Below are 19,356 nucleotides of genomic sequence, written 5' to 3' on the forward strand. Positions count from 1 at the left end.
ACGTTGTGACGGACTCCACGTCAGAAAATCCTCCGAGGCTGTCACATCTGGGCCTGCTGCTCGGTCGACCACTGCCCATGCCCTGCCCGTCCGCCGTCACAGGAGGTCCCATGTCTTCGCTCGGACACCAGCTCGCCACGTCCGTCCTCGTGGTGGGGGCCGGTGGGGAGGGCCTTCGAGCGGCCGTCGAGGTCGCCGAGGCCGGTGTCGCGGTCCTCGCGGTGGTCAGGTACCCGGCAGACGACGCCCGTACGGCCATGACACCAGGAGGTTTCGAGCGGGCGCCCGGCACCGGCGGCGGCGACACCTGGGAACGGCATGCGGCCGACACCTTGCGCACGGGCCGCATGCTGGCCGACCCACGCACCGCGCAGGTGGTGGCCCACGACGCGGGGCGCGAGTTCCACGACGTGGGGCGTTACGGCACGTGTCTCGGCCGACAGGGTCACGGCCGGGCCGCCGGGCGCCCGTTCGGCGATCCCACGTACCATCGCGCCGCGTTCGCCGGTGAGTTCGCCGGCCCGGAGGTACGGCGAGCGCTCCGCGAACGCGCGAGGCGGCTCGGCATTCCCGTCCTGTCGAGCGTGTACGTCACCCGGCTGCTGGTCGAGGACGGGACGGTGTTCGGTGCGTACGGGTTCGATCTCGTCGACGGCTCCCGCTACCTGGTGCACGCGGACGCCGTGATCCTGGCGACCGGAGGGCACACGCGCATCTGGCGGCACACGTCCTCGCGCCGCCATGAGAACACCGGCGACGCCTTCCGCCTCGCGGTCGAGGCCGGTGCCCGGTTGCGGGATCCCGAACTGGTGCAGTTCCACCCCTTCGGACTCGTCGAGCCGGAGCACGCGGCCGGCGTGCTCGTCAGCGAGGCGGCACGCGGCGAGGGCGGGGTCCTGCTCAACAACCTCGGTGAGCGGTTCATGGCGCGCTACGACGCCGACCGGATGGAGCTCGGCAGCCGGCACGGGGTCGCGCTGGCGTCGTACACGGAGATCAAGGAGGGCCGCGGCACCCGGGCGGGCGGGGTGTGGCTCGATCTGTCCCATCTGCCGCGTGAGACCGTGCTGGCGCGGCTGCCACGCGTGCACCAGAGCCTGCTGGACCTGCAGATGCTCGACATCACCCACGACCCGATCGAGGTCGCGCCGACCGCCCAGTACTCCATGGGCGGTGTCCGGGTCCGGCCCGAGGACCACGGCACCGATGTCAACGGGCTCTATGTGATCGGGCAGGCGGCCAGTGGACTGCACGGCGCGAACCGGTTGGAGGAGAACTCCCTGATCGAACTGCTCGTCTACGGCCGAATCGCCGGCCGGGCCGCGGCGGAGTACTCGGCCCGGCTCACCGCCCAGCATCGGTCGCCCGCGGTGGTTCGCGCCGCGCAGGCGGACGTCGACCGCCTGCTGGCCGCCGACGGCGACCAGAACGTCCGCGCGCTGCTGCGGTCGGTGCGCCACCTGATGACCGAGCACGCCGGTGTCGTGCGGGACGAGACCGGTCTTGCCGCCGGACTCGCCGGACTCGACGAGATCGAGGGCCGTATGCGGCACGTGGGCGTGCACATCGACATCGGCGGCTTCCAGGACCTCGCGTACGCCTATGACCTCAGGTCCACCGTCCTCGCCGCGCGCGCCACTCTTGAGTGCGCCTTGGAGCGGCGGGAGACGCGGGGCTGGCACCACCGGTCCGACTACCCCGATGCCGACCCTGATCTGCAGGTCAACCTCGTGTGGTCGCCGGCAACCGGGGTGCGCCGGGAGCCCGTCCCGCCCATCCCCACCGACATCGCCGAGTTGATGCGTGACGTCTCGGCCGACGTCAGGTCGCTCGAATGACCCGGCGGGCCTTCTCGACGAGTTCCCGGGGCAGGTCCGGCCCGGCACAGGCGTAGTCGATCAGCAGATTCCGGTAGGGGGTGCTGCCGAGTTCCGGCGCCAGGTCGATCAGGGCGTTCAGATCACCGGACGAGCCGGAAAGGCGTGTGCGGTAGGCGGCGGCCGCCGCGCGCAGGGAGATCTCGTGTGGGGCATGTTCCAGGCCCTGTTGGACGAGGTGCGCGGCCGCGGCGAAGTCGCCCTGCTCGGCACTCACGTCCGCCAGGTCCAGGTACGGGGACCAGTTGGCGGGGTCCAGGGTCAGGGCGCGTTCGAAGGCCGCCGCGGCCTGGTCCAGGTCGCCCAGCTCGCGCCAGGTGCCGGCTCGTGCGACCGCGGTCCACATGACCTGAGCCACGGCGTCGGCGCGGTCGCACAGCGCGAAGGCCAGCTCGTACCGCCCGCAGTGCCGGGGCAGCCGGGCCATCGCGGCCAGTGACTCCGGGACGGGGCTCCGTTCGGACACCACGTCGAGGGCGTGGAACCAGGGCGCGAACCGCTCACGCATCTCGTCGGTGTTCAGGTCGTGATCGTAGTCCAGCGTCCGCAGACACGCCTCGGCCAGAGCCTCGGCGCTCACCGCGCCGAGAAAGCGGGCATCGCCGAACCAGGGGGCAGCGCCCCATGCCACGTCGGGCCGGACGCCCGTGACCGAACCGAGGGCCATCGCGGCGTCGTCCATGTCCCCTTCGAGGAAGAAGAAGTACGCCTGCGCCAGCACCGCGCTCAACGAGCCGTCCTGTTCGAGGCCCGCCTTCACTTCCGGACGTCGGCTCCGCCACAACTCGGCGAGGGCCGCATAGGGCTCCGTCGCCGCCGGTGCCGAGGCTATTGCCCCCGCCAGAAGCCTCACGGCAGCTGCCGGGTCTCCACCGCAGTGCGCCATCACACCGGCGAGACCGACGCCCGCCCCCACCGACCGATTCGACATCGCCAGAGGATAACCGCTGGCCAAGGGTTCAGTGCGCTTCGGGCTGAACGGCGGTACTCCCGGCGTGGGGCGGGGCGAGCGCCGTGCCTAGGCGATCGGCAGCAGGGACAGCAGGCGGAGGCTGGTGTGGCTCTCGGTTCCCGGTGTCGCGGTGTAGACCACGAGCCGCTGCGACTGGTCGGGGTCCACCAGCGTCTGGCAGTGCAGTTCCAGCGTCCCGACGTGCGGGTGCCGGAAGCGTTTGGCGGCGCAGTACGGCCCCAGCGCGGGGCGCTCGCGCCAGATGCCGGCGAATTCGGGGCTCTCCCTGGTCAGCGCGGACACGAGCTCGGCGGCACGCGAGTCGCCGCCGTCGCGGGTGTAGGCGCCGTGCAGGTCCGCCACCATCAGACGGCTCTGCTCGGCGTGGTCGCCCTCGGGGTGGACCCGTCGGGAGACCGGATCGGTGAACCAGCGGTAATGGGCGCTGCGTGCCAGTCCGGTGTGGACGGTCTGGTCACCCAGCAGCGCCACCGCCGGGCGCGTCTGCCTCAACGTCTCGCCAAGGTGGTTCACCACCTGGGCCGGAGTGTCCTCCAGTCGGTCCAGGATGCGCATCATCCCCGGACTGATGTGGTCGCCGCGTCTCGTCCGCTGCGGCACGGCGTGACCGGCGAGTTGGAAGAGGAGGTCGCGTTCCTCCAGGGACAGGTGCAGTCCGCGGGCGATCGCGGCGAGCATCTGTTCCGAGGGGCGGGGGCCCCGCGGCTGCTCCAGCCGGCTGTAGTAGTCCACCGACATGTCGCACAGTGCCGCGACCTCCTCACGGCGCAGCCCTCCGGTACGCCTGCGACGGCCGCGGGGCAACCCGACGTCCTCGGGCTGGAGGGCCTGGCGGCGTGCCCTGAGAAAGGCCGCCAGTGCTGCCCGATCCGCCATGGTCGTCCTTTCTCAGGGGAGGAGCGCCGCGCCGGACGCCGCCGTCGCTCAGTGCGTCGACAGTGTCAACCCTGCGGCCAGGGTCCCTCATTCCCGGGAAACAGTGTGCTGGTTCGGTTGTCCAGGACCGAGGGGCGCATTCGCTGACAGTGTTGTCATACGGCGGGGCCGACGGTGTCAGCGGGTGATCGCCTTGGTCTCCAGGAACTCCTCAAGACCGGCACGGCCCATCTCCCGGCCGTTGCCGGACTGCTTGTACCCGCCGAACGGGGCCTGGAAGTTGTGCTGTCCGCCATTGACGTCGACCTGGCCGACGCGCAGGCGCCGGGCGATCGCCAGGGCGTGGTCCTCGTCACCGGTCACCGCACCGTTGAGTCCGTAGATCGTGCCGTTGGCGATCTCCACGGCGTGGTCGTCGTCGGTGTAGGGGATGACGACGAGGACGGGGCCGAAGATCTCCTCCTGGGCGATGACCGACGCGGGGTCGACGTCGGAGAAGATCGTGGGCCGGACGTATGCTCCGGTCTCGAAGCCCTCAGGCCGGCCGGGGCCGCCGGCCACGAGCGTGGCGCCGTCGGCGATGCCGCGCCGGATGTAGTCGTCGACGCGCAGGCGCTGGGTCTCCGAGGCGAGCGGGCCGATCCGCGTGCCCTCGTCCGTGGGATCACCGACGACGTATGCCTCGGCAGCCGACCGGAGCTTGTCGACCACGGTCTCCTGAAGACTCTCGGGCACGAGCATGCGCACGTAGGCGCCGCAGGCCTGACCGGCGTTGGCCCAGGCGAACGCCAGTCCGCGGGTGACGGCCGAGTCGAGGTCGGCCTTGGGAAGGATGATGTGGGCCGCCTTGCCGCCCAGTTCGAGCGCGACCCGCTTGACCGTGGCGGAGGCGGCGACGGAGACGCTTCGGCCGGCGCGGGTGGACCCGGTGAACGAGATCATGTCGATCCCCGGGTGGCGGGAGAGGGCCTCCCCGACGACCGGGCCGGTGCCCTGCACCACGTTGAGGACACCGTTCGGAAGGCCCGCTTCGGTGGCGATCTCCGCGAACATCCGGGCGCTGAGGGGGGAGAGCTCCGAGGGTTTGAGGACGACGGTGTTGCCCGCCAGCATCGCGGGGACGACCTTGGTCACCAGCTGCTGGAGCGGGAAGTTCCACGGGGTGATGGCCCCCACCACGCCGATGGGCTCACGGACGACGAGCGAGTTCTCGACCACCGCCGTCCACTCGAACCGCTCCGCCGCCGTGATCGCGGCCAGGGTCGACGCGATGGGAAACCCCACCTGTGCCTGTCGGGAGAAGGCTATCGGGGCGCCCATCTCCAGGGTGATGGTCGCCGCCAGTTCCTCACTGTGCTTCCGCAGGCCTTCGGCCAGGCGCCGCATGACGTCCGCGCGGTGCCGCGCAGACGCCGCCGCCCATCCGGGGAAGGCGGCCAGCGCGGCGTCCACCGCCAGGTCCACGTCTTCGGAGGTGCCCTCCCGGACCGTGGCGAGGACCGATGCGTCGGCGGGATTGACCACGTCGATCAGCGGCCCGGAGCCGCGGACGGCGCGGCCGTCGATCCAGTGGGACGGGGTCGGGAACGGAAGCTCGGGGTTTTCGCTCATGCCGCCCAGACAACATCGCTCGTCGCGGGGCATCCATGCCCTCCCATGCCCATGATCCAGGTCACTCGTGGAAGGTCCTCGGGATCGCAACCCGCCGATCGGGAACGCGGGACGGACGCCACGGCCTCGGCCGCTCGCACGTTGTTATGCTCCCGGCGTGCGGGGGTCGACATGAGGGGGAACGGTCCGGAGCGGCTGCGTGGCCGACGTCGCGAGCGTGCGGCGCTGGAGGAGCTGGTCGCGGAGGTGGCGGCCGGACGCAGCGCCGTGCTGGTGCTGCGCGGTGATGCCGGCATCGGGAAGTCCGCTCTGCTGGACCACCTGGCGGCACGCGCCGCCGGGCACCGCGTCGCCCGCGGGGCGGGTGCCGAGTCGGAGATGGAGCTTCCGTTCGCGGGGCTGCATCAGTTGTGCGCCCCGTTCCTCGGACGCGCAGGCTCCCTTCCGTCTCCGCAGAGGCAAGCGCTGTCGACGGCGTTCGGGGTGAGCGCGGGACCGCCTCCGGACCGGTTCCTGGTCGGTCTGGCCGTGCTCGGGCTGCTCACCGACGCGGCCGCCGAGCAGCCGCTGTTCTGCCTCGTGGACGACGCGCAGTGGCTCGACCGGGTCTCCGCGCAGACACTGGCGTTCGTGGCGCGCCGAATGCTCGCCGAGCCTCTCGCCCTGGTCTTCGCCTCGCGTGAGCAGCGGGGACGCGACGAGTGGGCCGGTCTGCCCGAGCTGACGCTCGACGGTCTCGACGACACCGATGCCCGCGCCCTTCTGGACGCGGCGGCCGAAGGACCGATGGACGAACGGATCCGTGACCGCGTCCTCGCCGAAGCACGCGGCAACCCCCTCGCGCTGTTGGAACTGCCCCGGGGCCAGGTCGAGGCGGAGGCGGCCCGCGGACTCGACGGGTCCGGTCCCGGACCGGTGACCGGGCGTATCGAGCGCAGCTACCTCGCGCGGGTCGGCGCACTGCCGGCGGCGACGCGGCGACTGCTGCTGATCGCCGCCGCCGAGCCGATCGGTGACGTGACGCTGCTCAGGCAGGCCGCCGCGCGACTGGACATCGGCCCGGACGCGGCCGAGCCCGCGGTGCGGGCGGGGTTGCTCGACGTCGGGGCGCTGGTGCGTTTCCGGCATCCGCTCCTGCGCTCCGCGGTCTACCGCTCGGCCGGGCTCGCGGAGTCGCGGGAGGTGCACCGTGTCCTGGCGGAAGTGACCGACCCCGTCCTCGACCCCGACCGCCGGGCTTGGCACCTGGCGCGCGCGACGGTACGGCCGGACGAGGCGATCGCCGCCGAACTGGAGTCGTCGGCCGGGCGGGCACTGGCTCGTGGCGGCGCCGCCGCGGCGGCCGCGTTCCTCGCACACGCGGCCGTACGGACGCCCCACCCCCGGCGCAAGGCGTCGCGTGCCCTCGCCGCCGCCGGGGCGAAACTCCGCGCCGGTGCGCCCGGCGCGGCGCGCGATCTGCTGGCCCTGGCCCGGAGCGGAGTCCTGGACGAACTCGGTCACGCCCGCGTGGACCTCGTCGAGGCCCGGATGGCCCTCGCCTCCAGCCGGGTCGGCGAGGCGCCTCCCTTGCTGCTGGGCACCGCGCGGCGCCTGGTGCCACTCGATGCCGAGCTGGCTCGCGAAACCTTCCTGGACGCCCTGTCGGCCGCCATGTTCGCCGGGCGCCTCGCCTCCGGCACGAGCGTACGGGAGGTGGCGGAGGCGGCACAGAAGACGTCGTCCCCCACGACCGGACCGCCGCGCCACGCCGATCTGCTGCTGGACGCCTTGGCCACCCGGTTCACCGGCGGGTACCGCGCGGCGGTCGCCGCCTCGCGTGACGCGGTCCGCGCGTTCCGCCGGGAGACCGACCCGGACGAGGTCCTGCGCTGGTCATGGCTGGCCTCGGCGCTGGCGGCGGAGGTGTGGGACTTCGAGGGCTGGACGGAACTGGTGGCACGCCATGTGCGGACCGCCCGTGCCGTCGGCGCGCTGGCCGAGTTGCCGCTCGCGCTCAACTCGCGGGCGGTCGTCCACACCTGTGCCGGTGAACTGGACAGCGCGGCGCTCCTCGTCGCCGAGATCGACCGGGTCCAGGAGGCGGTCGACAGCGGCTTCGCACCGTACGGCACGATGACACTCGCCGCCTGGCAGGGCCTCGGACCCGAAGCCACGCCGCTGATCGAGGCCGGTACGGAGAATGCCCTGAACCGTGGTGAGGGCATCGGCGTGGCCGTCGCGCGCCGGGCCGAAGCCGTGCTCAACAACGGTCTGGGCCGCTACGAGGAGGCGTTCGAGGCGGCCCGGCAGGCGAGCGCGTACCCGCAGGACCTGGTCGCGGCCAACTGGGGGCTGGTCGAACTGGTGGAGGCCGCCGTGCGCAGCGGTCACCCGGACGCGGCCGACGCCGCGCTCGTACGGCTGACCCACATCACGGACGCCGCCGGCACGGACTGGGCGTTGGGCGTACAGGCACGCTCCCGGGCACTGCTCAGCCAAGGACAGGCGGCCGAAGAGCGTTACCGGGAGGCGATCGAACGACTCGGACGCACTCGGGTCGCGATGGAGTCGGCCCGGGCCCGTCTGGTGTACGGGGAGTGGTTGCGGCGGGAGGGCCGCCGCGCCGACGCCCGGGAGCAGTTGCGCGAGGCGCACGCACTGTTCACACGGTTCGGTGCGGAGGCGTTCGCCGAGCGTGCCGTCCGCGAGTTGCGGGCCACCGGCGAGACGGCGGCCCGCCACGAAGGTACCGCCGCGGCGACGCTCACCACCCAAGAGGCCCAGATCGCCCGTCTGGCCCGGGACGGGCTCACCAACTCCGAGATCGGCGCCCAGTTGTTCCTCAGCCCGCACACCGTGGAATGGCACCTGCGGAAGGTGTACGCCAAGCTCGGCATCACCTCCCGACGGCTCCTGCGCACGGCGCTGTGAGCGGTCGGCTCCTCTGCCGGGGTGGGTCAGCGCCCTCGAAGCGCCACGGGAAGCGACCTCGCGAGGCGGCGCGGAGCCCGGACGGCGGCGCGCTTCCCCGGGCCGGCCTGTCACACCCGGGTACGCCGCGCGGTCTCTGCAGCAGAGGTGCGAGCCACAGCTTGGCCCGCGCATCCCGGCCGAGAGGAAGACCCATGACCACGCGCATCGTGTCCGTTGCCGAAGGCAGGCGGCTGACCCGCTCCGTCGCGATCGGCACGCACACCCTGACGGCGGACGAACCCGAGCCCATCGGCGCCGACGCGGGGCCCACTCCGGGAGAGCTGCTTCTGGCCGCGCTCGGGTCCTGCACCTCCATGGCGGTGCGGGCCCTGGCGGACCGGCACCGCTGGCCACTTGAGCGTGTCGACGTGGCCGTGCGGTTCGGGAGCCAGGGCCACATCGTCAAGAACGTCGGGCTGACCGGTGATCTGGAGCCGGACCAACGGGAGCAGTTGCTGGCGGCGGCCGGCCGCTGTCCCGTTCACCGGCTGCTGACCAGGGAGGTCACCATCGTCACCGTACCCGCCCTGCTGGCGGAGCCGGACGCGGCGCACGCCTAGTCACTCCCCGGCGACGGCGCCCGCCCGAGCAGGGACGGGACGGGCCGGAGCGGGTCAGGACGGGATCGCCATGCCGTCGAGCCGCATCGTGCCGATCTCTTTGCGGGAGGAGATTCCCAGCTTCGCGAAGATCTTGCGCAGGTGCCATTCGACGGTGTGCGGGCTGAGGAACAGCCGGGCGCCGATCTCCGGGTTCGTGAAGCCTCCTTGGGCAAGCCGCGCGATCTCGGCCTCCTTGGCGGTGAGGACCGCCGGCGTCTCCGGTGCGGGCTTGCGCGTCCGCACCCCCGCGGCCCGCAGCTCCCGTCGGGCGCGCTCCGCGAATGCCTCGGCCCCGGCTTCGCCGAGCATCTCGTGTGCCTCGCCCAGCCGGGTACGGGCCTCTGCCCGGCGCTGTTCCAGGCGGAGCCACTCGCCGTAGCGGAGCCGCGCCCGGGCGCTGTCCATCCGGGCCCCGGCCGCGTCGAGTCGCTCGATCGCTTCCTGGTGCAGGCGGTCGGCGGCCCGCCCCTCGCTCACCAGGGCACGGGTGGCGGCGGAGGTGCCGAGCGCCCAGGCAGTGCCGCTGACCCGGGTCATCTCCTCGATCGTCCGCACCGCCTCGGCCGCGGGCGCGGACCGCCCCAGTCGTACGGCCGCTTCGACGAGTTCCACCCGGGACTGCAGGGACAGCCCGAGTTCCTGCGGGTTCGCGCATCCCCGCTCGGCGGCGGCGTAGGCCTCCTCGTAGCGGCCGAGGCCGTTGTAGAGGACCGCCGCCGCCCACTGGGTGGCCGTGGTCACCTTTCCCTCGGCCTGCAGCAGACGGTCGTGCGTGACGGTCTCGATCGCCTGCCGGGTCAGGGACTCCTGTCCTCTGAAGGGCGCCACCACGAGCGCTCCGTAGTGGGCGAAGAAGCCGCTGCCCGTGGCTTCGCCGATCGCGTCCGCCTCCACGGCGAGGGAGGCGGCGCCACGGAGGTCGCCGGCGAACACCCGGTTCGACAGGCGCAGTAGAAGGGCGGAGGGCAGCACGGCGAGGGCTCCGCTGCCGCGGGCGAGATCGACCAGCCGCGCCGAGAGTTCGGACCAGGCGGCGAAGTCCCAGGTGCTGTGGGCCATGCGGCACGCGAGCGGAAGCCACCCCAGGCCGTCCTCCCGGGAGAGGTCCTCCGTCCGGAACGCGGCCACGCCCTCCAGGACCATCGGCGCACCCACCGCGTAGTCCTCGGTGATCGCCCGGGCGAGACCGGTCAGGAGGAGACCCTCGCGGCTCCCGGTGTCCATGTGGCCCGGCGCGCTCAGCACCGCCTCCGCGACGTCGCGGACCCCGCCCGTGGCGAGCCGGCCCGCGGTGAGGGCCGCGTAGATCGCGTCCCGGTAGGTCTGGACGGCGAGTCCGGAGTCGTACGGCTGGAGTCGCCGGGCCGCTTCGAGCAGCAGCGGCAGTCCGGCGCCGGCGCCCTTGGTCGCGGACATGATCTGTCCCCGGAGCAGGGTCGCCCGTCCGGGTCCGGCCTCGTCGCGGTGGCTCAGTTCCGCCGCGTCGACGAGTTCCCGCGCGGCGTCGAAGGCGCCGGCCTGGTAGTTGGCCCGCGCCGCGGCCAGGGCTCGGGCGCCGCGGCGTACGGGATCCGGGGTGAGTTCGGTGGCTCGCAGCAGGAAGGCCGCTGCCGCCGCGATGCCGCCCCGCGCCTGCGCCCGCCCGGCGGATCCCTGCAGTTCGGCGGCGACGGTCTCGTCCGGTCCCACCGTCGCGCTCGCCCGGTGCCAGACACGGCGTTCGGGGTGCAGCTCGGGGTCGATCGAGTCGGCCAGAGCCCGGTGCACGCGCCGCTGCTCGGCGAGGCCGACGGCGCGGTAGACCGCGGAGCGGACCAGCGGGTGGCGGAAGCGCACCCAGGTGCCGAGCGTCATCAGGCCGGACGCCTCGGCGTGGGTCACGGCGGTGTCGACGGAGATGCCCAGGTGTTCGGCGGCCTGCCGCAGCAGGGCCACGTCACCGACCGGCTCGACAGCGGCGATGAGCAGCAGTTGCTGCGTCTCGGCCGGGAGCGACCGGACGCGTCGCAGGAAGCCCGCCTCGATCTGGCTGGACAGCGGCCGGGGCTCGGGCCCCCCGAATCCGCCGGCCATGTCGACGGCGGTCAGGCCGCGCGGCAGCTCCAGCAGGGCCAGCGGATTGCCGCGTGCCTCGGCGACGATGCGGTCCCGCACCCGCTGGTCGAGCGAGCCGGTCACGACCGAGTCGAGGAGTCTGCGGGACTCGTGCTCGTTCAGTCCGTGTACAGGGAGTTCCGGCAGGTCGGCGAAGATCTCGCGGGAGCCCGACTCGCGGACGGCCAGGACGAGCAGAACGGATTCGGCGAGCAGTCGGCGAGCGACGAACTCCAGGGTCTGGGCGGAGACCCGGTCCAGCCACTGCGCGTCGTCGACGAGACAGAGCAACGGCTCGTCGCCCACGGCCCCGGCCAGCAGGCTCAAGGTGGCCAGACCGAGCAGGAACCGGTCGGGCGCGTCGCCGGACTGCATCCCGAACGCCGTGCGCAGCGCGTTCCGTTGCGGCTCGGGGAGACCGTCGAGATGGGACAGCAGCGGAGCGCAGAGCTGGTGCAGCCCGGCGTGGGAGAGCTCCATCTCGGACTGCACCCCGGCCGCCCTGACGACCCGGCATCCGGTGGCCCGGTCGAGCAGGTGGTTCAGCAGCTCGGTCTTCCCGATGCCCGCCTCGCCGCGCACCACGAGGACACCGCTGCGTCCTGCCCTGGCCTGGGCGAGGAGGTCGTCGAGCACCCGGCACTCGTTCCGCCGCCCGATGAGCCCCGTCCGTGATCCGTCCCTCGCCATCGCAGCCTCCCCCGCCGCCACGATACCCCGGCTTACGATCTCCGCGAGCCTGGCTGAAAGTCGCGGCTCCTGCGTTCGCCGAGCAGTCCGGGAACAGCCCGTCCGGTGCCGTCGGTCGCGGCCGGCCGCCCTCCGCTTCGTCCCACGCGCCTTCCTGAACTGGCCGTGGCTCGCGCAGAGTGCGCGGTGTCCGCGCCGGCCGAGTGGCGGCGGCGCTGTGTGGCACCCGCACAGCGACCGGGGCGCGCGTGGCCGGAAGCCGCTGTGTCGGATCCGGGTGGCAACCCTGGCGACGCGGCGGTGTGTCAGGCGACCGACCCCACGACGACTGCCGTGCACACGAACGTCAGCACGGTGATCACCGCCATGGCGATCAGTGTCCCTCGTAGCCATCGGCCGAACCGGATGTCGTGGGCAGCCTCGGCGGCGCCGACGCTGTCCGCGATGTGCTGCGTCACCATGCGTGCCACGTAGTTCTGTTCATCGAGGTACCACAGCTCGATGTCCCTCCGCTGCTCGTGGGTCAGCCCGTGCGTCCTCGCGACGAAGGCGGCCACGCGTCCACGAGCGGCACGCAGATGGGCCTCCCGGTACAGATGGGCCTCTATCTCGACCAGCCCACGGGCGGCCTGCTTGGCCATGTTCATGATGCGCTCCCAGAGTCGATGGTCCACGCCCGGAAGGTGGACCGGGCGGCGGGATCCGCGCGATGACGAGTGCACCGCGCGGTGGACCGCGGCGCCGGTCGGGACACAGGTCGGCGACCCGGCGTTCGGAAAGGTGACGCCGGTGGACCGCCGCCGGCCTCCCGGGTGGCGGCGGCCCACCGGCCGCTCGGTCGTCCGCTCAGCCGGTCACCTGCGCCGCCTCGTTGATCAGGCGCGCGACATCACCGGGACGGGAGACACTGACCGCGTGGGAGGCGGACACGCTCACCACGGTGGCCTTCGCGCGCTCGGCCATGAAGGTCTGCGCCCGCGCCGGGATGTTGCGGTCCTCGGTGGCCACGAGCACCCAGGACGGGATGTCCTTCCACGCCGGGGCGGAAGCGCCCTCCGCCAGGGCGGCATCGGCCACGGGCCGCTGGGTGGCCGCCATGATCGCCGCGGTCTCCTCGGGGACGTCGGCGGCGAACTGCTGGTGGAACCTGCTCTTCTCGATGTAGAGATCCGCGACCGGGCTCCCGTCGGGCAGCGTGACCGGCACCGGGCGGAGCGTCTCACCGAGGGTGCTGCCCGGGAACTTGCCGGACAGGGTGACCGCGCTCTCGCCCTCGTCCGGCAGGAAGGCCGCGACGAAGACGAGCGCCTTGACGTTGCCGAGGCCCCGCGCGGCGTTGCTGATGACCGAGCCGCCGTAGGAGTGCCCGGCGAGCACCACCGGGCCGTCGATGGAGGCCACGAGCTGTCTGACGTACTCGCTGTCCCCGGTGAGTCCGCGCAGCGGATTGCTCGCGGCCACCACCGGATAGCCGTGGGACTGAAGCTTTTCGACGACGCCGTTCCAGCTGGAGGAGTCCGCGAACGCGCCGTGGACGAGAACGATGGTCGGATTCTGTGCACTCATGGGAGTGGCCTTTCGTATTGCCAGTGAAATACGCCCGGGAATCCCCGTGGAATTGCCTCGCGCGCGAAATCAGTCGGTGCCGAGGGCCTTGCGCAGGACGTGGACGGCCTGCTCGATCGCCGCGGTGGAGGCCCGGGTTCCGCGCACCGGGTTGAGCATCATGAAGTCGTGCAGACTGGCGTTGTAGCGGACGCTGGTGGTCGGCACGCCGGCCTGGATCAGCTTGCGGGCGTACGCCTCGCCCTCGTCGCGCAGTACGTCGTTCTCGTCGACCGCGACGAACGCCGGCGGCAGTCCCCGGAGTTCCTCCAGGGTCGCGCGCAGCGGGGAGGCGGTGATCTGGTCCCGCTCGGCCGGGTCGGTGGTGTAGGCGTTCCAGAACCACTCCATGGCCTTGGCGGTCAGGTGCGGTCCGTGGGCGAAGGTCCGGTAGCTCTCCGTGTCCTGGCCCGCGTCGGTGACCGGGTAGTACAGCGACTGGTGCAGGAAGGTCACGTCGCCGCGCTGCTTGGCCAGGTGGGTGAGGGCGGCACTCATGTTGCCGCCGACGGAGTCGCCGGCGACGACCAGGCGCGAGCCGTCCAGCCCCTCTTCCGCGCCCTTGGCGGTGACCCACTGGGCGGTGGCGTACGCCTGCTCGATGGCGACGGGGTACTTCGCCTCGGGGGAGCGGTCGTACTCGACGAACACCAGGGCCGCGTCGGCGCCCACGGCGAGTTCACGCACGAGACGGTCGTGGGTGCCGGCGTTCCCGAGGATCCAGCCGCCGCCGTGCACGTAGAGGATCACCGGCAGGACGCCGGTGCTGCCGACGGGCTTGACGATGCGCACCCGCACATCGCCGACCTGCGCGGGGACGGTGATCCATTTCTCGTCCACGTCGGGCTTCTCGACCGGTCCGGACTGAACGTCGTCGAGCAGCTTGCGGGCGCCCTCGACACCGAGTTCGTACAGCAGGGGCGGCTTGGCGGTCGCGTCGGCGAATTCCTGCGCGGCGGGCTCGAGAATGATCTCACTCACGGCAATCTCCTTGCGAGAGGGTGGCTTTCGGAACGCTTTCCCTCTCATGAGACCGGGCCGGGAGTCGATGTGTGACGCGCCGTGGAGAACGGCGCGGAAATCACTCGTCGGCCTCAGCCATTTTCCGAGCTGTTTCCGCGCCGGCCGCCGAACCCCTCCGCGCTCGGAGCGCTAGTCGGACGCCACCCGGGTGGGGTCGGCGGGCTTCGGCAGCAGGAAGCCGTCGACGTACAGGTCGACGTGCTCGTTGTAGAACGCGGTCAGTCCGGCGATGCGGTTGGCGTGGATGGTCGGGAAGTCGTACGTCCAGGCGATGTCCTCGTGGGCGGCGGTGTCGCCGTCGAACGACCAGTAGCTGCTCGTCGTCCCCTTGTACGGGCATCGGGTCACCGTGTCCGAGTGCCGCAGCCGGGTCCAGTCGACGGCCGCACGGTCGAGGTAGTACCGGGTCGGCAGACCGGTCTCGAACAGCTTCACGCAGTCCGAGGCCTCCGCCAGCACGACACCGTCCACCTCGACCCGGACGCTGCTGCCGGAACGCAGGGCGTCCACGCGGGAGTAGGAGCTCCGGGGATGGACGAAGACCGGCTCCTCCTCCTCGAACCAGGAGTCCAGTGCACCCCATTCGAAGCGCACGGTGTCGCGCAGCGGTCCCGGGGCACCCTCCCCCCAGACCCACGCCGCGCCCGCGCGGACCTCCGGACCGACCTGAAGGGTGTGACGGTGCGCGGGGCCCGCACCGAGTTGCTCCGTGTGCTTGTCGTCGTGGAGCACACCGTCCACCAGATCCGCGACCGGGATGCTGAACTGGGGGTAGGCCTGCCATTCCCACACGTACAGCGCGCGACGGGTGTCGAAGACGACACGGCCGCCGATCACCCCCCGGATACGGCGGGGAACCGGCTCGACGTGCCCGATCGGGACGATGAGACTCGGGTGCAGCACACTTTCGGTCGCCATGGTGATCACCTTGTGTTCGCTGATGGTAGCGGGGCAAGCGCAGAAGTTGTTGTCACACACTGTTCCACGTCACAGTGTGAAATGCGTCGACGAGCGTCGATGTCACAAACCCCGGGTGTCCCCGGTCAGTGGGCTGTAACTGTTCCGTACCTGAGGAGATTCCGTCATGGACGCGCGTATCGACTACTTCGGCAACGCCCTGGCCGGGAAGGTCATGAAGCACCTGAACTCCAGCGGCGCGGCGGTCCAGGGAGCCCTCCCGGTCGCCACCCAGGAGCTGGTGAAGATCCGTGCCAGCCAGATCAACGGCTGCGGCTTCTGCACCGACATGCACACCAAGGACGCGGTCGTCGCGGGCGAGGACCAGCAGCGTCTGAACCTGGTGGCCGTGTGGCGCGAGGCCACGGTCTTCACCGATGCCGAGCGCGCGGCGCTGGAGCTGACCGAGCAGGGCACGCGCATCGCCGACGGCGCGGGCGGCGTGTCGGACGAGGTGTGGGCGAACGCGGCGAAGCACTACGACGAGGACCAGCTCGCCGCGCTGATCTCGCTGATCGCCGTCATCAACGCCTACAACCGCATCAACGTCATCAACCGCCAGCCCGCCGGCGGCTACCGGCCCGGCATGTTCGGCTGAGCCGACCGCTCCTGCCCGGCAGGACACGGCCCGTCCGTCGGCCACCCGGTCGCCCCGACCCTCGACCAGCCGACGGACGGGCTCCGCCTCCCCGGCGAGCCGTGGCTCCGCCCACGGGCAACGGAATCCAGAGGACTCTCATGTCAGAACGCCACGCACTCGCCCCTCGCCGACGAGCCCGCACCGACGTACTGGAGGCGGGCTTCTGGTACTTCTCCTACTTCCTCACCGAGCGGGGCCGGGCCGGCCTGGCGCGCGATCCCCAGAGGGTCGCGCGGGTGATCTGGCAGCGGAACTCCCCCGAGTGGCCGTTCAGCGAGCACGATCTGGAGCGGGCCGCGACGCCCTTCGCCAATCCCGACCACACCGACGTCGTGGTCCATTCGTACCGGCACCGGCTCGGCTTCGCGCCGAGCGCCGAGGAGTACGCGGGCCATGCGGCACGTCTCGCCGAACTGCCCGCGATCACGGTTCCGGTCGTCACCCTCGACGGGCTGGCCGACGGCAACTTCCCGGCCACGGACGGTTCCTCGACCGCCCGGCACTTCACCGGCCCCCGGCCGCACCGCCAAGTGGCGGACGCCGGGCACAATCTGCCGCAGGAGCGCCCCGGGGCGTTCGCGGCGGCCGTACGCGACGTGCGCCGGCTGCGGCAGGGGAACGCCGGCCGCGACCGCCTCGCCGGATGACGCCAGGACACGACATGAACCACTCCCCCGCCCCGGAGGCCGGCGCCTCCCTCCGTATCGACAGTGCCCGTGGACGATGGACCCTGCTGGCCACCGTCCTGGGGTCCGGCGTCGTCCTGCTCGGCTCCACCGTCACCAACGTGGCCCTGCCGCACATCGGCGACGACTTCGGCGCCGGCCTCGCCGTGCTCCAGTGGACGGTGAACGCCTACATGCTGACCCTGGCGGGTCTGATCCTGCTGGGCGGATCGCTGGGCGACCGGTTCGGGCGGCGGCGCGTCTTCGTCCTGGGCCTCGTGTGGTTCGCGGTGGCCTCGCTGCTGTGCGGCCTGGCCCCGGACACCGGCACGCTGATCGCCGCCCGGGCCCTGCAGGGCGTCGGCGGGGCTCTGCTCACCCCCGGCTCGCTGGCGATCATCGAGGCCTCCTTCCACCCGGACGACAGGGCGCGCGCGATCGGCCTGTGGTCGGGCTTCGGCGGTATAGGCGCGGCCCTCGGACCCTTCCTGGGCGGATGGCTGGTGGACGGCCCCGGCTGGCGCTGGACCTTCCTGCTGAGCGTCCTCCCGGCGCTGCTGTGCGTGCCCGTGGCGCTGCGTCATGTCCCGGAGTCCGTGGGCACGTCCCCGCGGGACGCGGCCGTCACGGCCGGTACGGGGAGCCGGGGGCGACTCGGTTTCGACATACCCGGCGCCGTCCTCGGCGCTCTGGCACTCGCGCTGGCCACCTACGCGCTGACCGAGGCTCGTGACGGCGGCCCGTCGGCCGTTGTCGCGGCCGTCGGCAGCGTCGCGGCGGGTGCCGGGTTCCTGCGCGTGGAGCGGCGCAGCGGCGATCCGATGATGCCGCCGGCGATCTTCTCGTCCCGGGAGTTCACCGCCGTCAACGTGATCACCTTGTGCGTCTACGCGGGCACGGGCGGGTTCTTCTTCCTGACCACGCTGCAACTGCAGATCGTCGTCGGATACTCGGCGCTGGCGGCCGGCGCGGCCATGCTGCCCAGCACCATGCTGATGCTGCTGTTCTCGTCCCACTCCGGGACGCTCGCCCAGCGGCTGGGGCCCCGGGCGCCGCTCACCGTCGGCCCGCTGGTGTGCGGGGCGGGCATGCTGATGATGCTGCGGGTCGGTCCGGGCGCGTCCTACCTCCAGGACGTCCTGCCCGCCATGGTGGTGATGGGTGCCGGGATGGTCGTGATGGTCGCTCCGCTGACCGTGACCCTGCTGTCCTCGGTGGATGCCTCGAACGCCGGGCTGGCCAGCGGCATCAACAACGCCGCGGCCCGGGCGGCCGGTCTTGTGGCAGTGGCGGCGCTGCCGCTGCTGGTCGGGATGGGTCCGGACGCCTACCGTTCGGGCCCGGCCTTCGACACGTCGTTCAGCCGGGCCATGCCGCTCTGCGCGGGCCTGCTGGCTGTCGGCGCGTTGGTCGCCTTCGGCACGCTGCGGCAGACCGCGGGGGCTTCTCGTCCGCCGCACGGGCGGACACACGGCTGGCTGATGGAGCCGCCGCTGGTGTCCCGATTCGCCCGTCACCAGGCCGCCGACTGACACCCGGCCGGGAACACGCCGGCCGGCACACCGGCGACGCGCCACGGCGCGCCTGCCCCGAGAAAGGATCCAGAGATGTCGTACCCGTACCCGGCGCAGAAGTACTGGGGGGAGCACGGTGAGGTCAACGCCGTCTTCCGACCGGCCGGCACACCGCCGGACATCGGTGAGAGCGGTACCGGGAAGGACGCCACCCACTATCTGGCGACCACCGGCACCACACGGGGTGAGTTCGGGCTGTACCGCGTGGAGATGCGGCCCAGGGCGGGCGGCCCCAAGACGCACTTCCACAAGCGGATCTCGGAGTCGTTCTACATCCTGGACGGCACTGTGCGCGTGTTCGACGGCGTGCAGTGGGTCGACGCGCGCAAGGGCGACTTCCTGCATGTGCCCCAGGGCGGGCTGCACGCCTTCCGCAACGACTCCGACGCCCCGGCCGACATGCTGCTCCTGTTCACCCCGGGTGCCCCGCGCGAGGAGTACTTCGAGCAGGTGTCACACCTGGCGCACGCTTCGGAGGAGGAGCGTGCCGCGTTCTTCGACGAGCACGACTCGTACTTCGTGGAGTAGGAGCAGGAGCGGGAGCAGGGAGCAGGAGCAGGAGCCATCGACAGGCGGGGCCCCGCGCCCGTGACACCGGTCGTCGCCGGGAGGTCACGGGCGCGGGGCCCTGTTGTGTGCCGGATGTGACGGGGGGACAGGCTCCCGCCCGGTGGGCGCCGGCACGACGCCGGGAACGTGCGGGTCAGGCGGTGGGCCGCGGGGCGCGCAGGTGGGCGCGCTCCTTCAGCTCCTCCTCGTCGACCAGTTCGAGCATGGGCTTGCCGGGTGCGCACATCATGGTGACGACGAACTCGGTCCTCTCGTCGGCGAGGGCGTTGCCGTCCTGGTAGTGGATGGCGTCGCCGCCCGGCTCCCAGAAGGTGCCGCCGGCCTCGACGACCCGCTCGGGCTCACCCTCCAGTTCGAAGCGGACCGCACCCTTGATGACGTAGCCGAACGCCGGGCCGGAGTGGCGGTGCGGCGGGGTGCCGGGGTCACCGGGCTCCCACTGGACGTGGATGGTCATGGCCGAGGCACCCTCGGGCACGACGACCGGCGAGGCGTCCTGGAGCATCTTCGCCGCGCGGGTCCAGCTCGGGCCGTCCTCGCCGCCGGTTCCGTGACCGTGTCCGTGTCCGACGTGGCCGTGGTGGGCGTGCTGTGCATTCTCCGACACTGAGTCGCACCTTCCGTGGTTCCACCGTGTCCGGGCA

Annotated in this window: 16 protein-coding genes; 7 read left to right on the forward strand and 9 right to left on the reverse strand. The window is 72.1% G+C overall.

Going from position 1 to position 19,356, the window contains the following annotated elements; translation table 11 throughout:
- The first annotated feature begins 110 nt into the window (after positions 1–110).
- Positions 111–1,838, forward strand: a complete 1,728-nt coding sequence (locus ACGFZS_RS44340; RefSeq protein ID WP_393799921.1) for an FAD-binding protein — start codon at positions 111–113, stop codon at positions 1,836–1,838.
- Here ACGFZS_RS44340 and ACGFZS_RS44345 read toward each other — a convergent pair.
- The 3 genes from ACGFZS_RS44345 to ACGFZS_RS44355 form a co-directional block, all read right to left on the reverse strand.
- Positions 1,822–2,808 (reverse strand): tetratricopeptide repeat protein, encoded by a 987-nt coding sequence (locus ACGFZS_RS44345; protein WP_393799922.1) that lies wholly within the window; start codon positions 2,806–2,808, stop codon positions 1,822–1,824. The genes ACGFZS_RS44340 and ACGFZS_RS44345 overlap by 17 nt on opposite strands.
- Before the next feature lie 87 nt (positions 2,809–2,895).
- The gene (locus ACGFZS_RS44350; RefSeq protein ID WP_393799923.1) at positions 2,896–3,726 is read right to left on the reverse strand and encodes a helix-turn-helix transcriptional regulator; all 831 of its coding nucleotides are present in this window, start codon (positions 3,724–3,726) and stop codon (positions 2,896–2,898) included.
- A 177-nt stretch (positions 3,727–3,903) separates the two neighbouring features.
- A complete protein-coding gene (locus tag ACGFZS_RS44355) occupies positions 3,904–5,370 on the reverse strand; it encodes an aldehyde dehydrogenase family protein (RefSeq protein WP_393799924.1) in 1,467 nt (488 codons plus the stop codon).
- A gap of 138 nt (positions 5,371–5,508) precedes the next feature.
- Between ACGFZS_RS44355 and ACGFZS_RS44360 the strand changes: the two genes are divergently transcribed.
- Together ACGFZS_RS44360 and ACGFZS_RS44365 are read left to right on the forward strand one after the other, a co-directional pair.
- Entirely contained in the window at positions 5,509–8,250 is a 2,742-nt protein-coding gene (locus ACGFZS_RS44360; RefSeq protein WP_393799925.1) for an AAA family ATPase, read from the forward strand.
- A 194-nt stretch (positions 8,251–8,444) separates the two neighbouring features.
- The gene (locus ACGFZS_RS44365; RefSeq protein WP_393799926.1) at positions 8,445–8,852 is read left to right on the forward strand and encodes an OsmC family protein; all 408 of its coding nucleotides are present in this window, start codon (positions 8,445–8,447) and stop codon (positions 8,850–8,852) included.
- A gap of 54 nt (positions 8,853–8,906) precedes the next feature.
- Here the strand turns inward: ACGFZS_RS44365 and ACGFZS_RS44370 are convergent, their stop codons facing one another.
- The 5 genes from ACGFZS_RS44370 to ACGFZS_RS44390 form a co-directional block, all read right to left on the reverse strand.
- Positions 8,907–11,678, reverse strand: coding sequence for an AAA family ATPase (locus tag ACGFZS_RS44370; protein WP_393799927.1), 2,772 nt, complete (start codon positions 11,676–11,678; stop codon positions 8,907–8,909).
- 305 nt (positions 11,679–11,983) lie between these two features.
- A complete protein-coding gene (locus ACGFZS_RS44375; RefSeq protein WP_393799928.1) occupies positions 11,984–12,352 on the reverse strand; it encodes a hypothetical protein in 369 nt (122 codons plus the stop codon).
- A 172-nt stretch (positions 12,353–12,524) separates the two neighbouring features.
- Positions 12,525–13,244 (reverse strand): alpha/beta fold hydrolase, encoded by a 720-nt coding sequence (locus tag ACGFZS_RS44380; protein ID WP_393799929.1) that lies wholly within the window; start codon positions 13,242–13,244, stop codon positions 12,525–12,527.
- 69 nt (positions 13,245–13,313) lie between these two features.
- The gene (locus ACGFZS_RS44385; RefSeq protein WP_393799930.1) at positions 13,314–14,264 is read right to left on the reverse strand and encodes an alpha/beta hydrolase; all 951 of its coding nucleotides are present in this window, start codon (positions 14,262–14,264) and stop codon (positions 13,314–13,316) included.
- A 171-nt stretch (positions 14,265–14,435) separates the two neighbouring features.
- Complete coding sequence (locus tag ACGFZS_RS44390; protein WP_393799931.1) at positions 14,436–15,224, reverse strand: DUF427 domain-containing protein; 789 nt, start codon at positions 15,222–15,224, stop codon at positions 14,436–14,438.
- A 166-nt stretch (positions 15,225–15,390) separates the two neighbouring features.
- Between ACGFZS_RS44390 and ACGFZS_RS44395 the strand changes: the two genes are divergently transcribed.
- From ACGFZS_RS44395 to ACGFZS_RS44410, 4 genes are all read left to right on the forward strand, one after another.
- Entirely contained in the window at positions 15,391–15,861 is a 471-nt protein-coding gene (locus ACGFZS_RS44395; RefSeq protein ID WP_393799932.1) for a carboxymuconolactone decarboxylase family protein, read from the forward strand.
- A 140-nt stretch (positions 15,862–16,001) separates the two neighbouring features.
- Positions 16,002–16,550 carry an alpha/beta fold hydrolase gene (locus ACGFZS_RS44400; protein WP_393799933.1) on the forward strand — a complete coding sequence of 183 codons (549 nt, stop codon included), beginning with the start codon at positions 16,002–16,004 and terminating at the stop codon, positions 16,548–16,550.
- Positions 16,551–16,564: 14 nt separating this feature from the next.
- Entirely contained in the window at positions 16,565–18,100 is a 1,536-nt protein-coding gene (locus ACGFZS_RS44405; protein ID WP_393799934.1) for an MFS transporter, read from the forward strand.
- Positions 18,101–18,175: 75 nt separating this feature from the next.
- Positions 18,176–18,670 carry a cupin domain-containing protein gene (locus tag ACGFZS_RS44410; protein ID WP_365677816.1) on the forward strand — a complete coding sequence of 165 codons (495 nt, stop codon included), beginning with the start codon at positions 18,176–18,178 and terminating at the stop codon, positions 18,668–18,670.
- 175 nt (positions 18,671–18,845) lie between these two features.
- Here the strand turns inward: ACGFZS_RS44410 and ACGFZS_RS44415 are convergent, their stop codons facing one another.
- Positions 18,846–19,319, reverse strand: coding sequence for a cupin domain-containing protein (locus tag ACGFZS_RS44415; protein WP_393799935.1), 474 nt, complete (start codon positions 19,317–19,319; stop codon positions 18,846–18,848).
- Between the last annotated feature and the right edge of the window lie 37 nt (positions 19,320–19,356).

The sequence above is a fragment of the Streptomyces sp. NPDC048288 genome, assembly GCF_043201555.1.
Classification (GTDB): Bacteria; Actinomycetota; Actinomycetes; order Streptomycetales; family Streptomycetaceae; genus Streptomyces.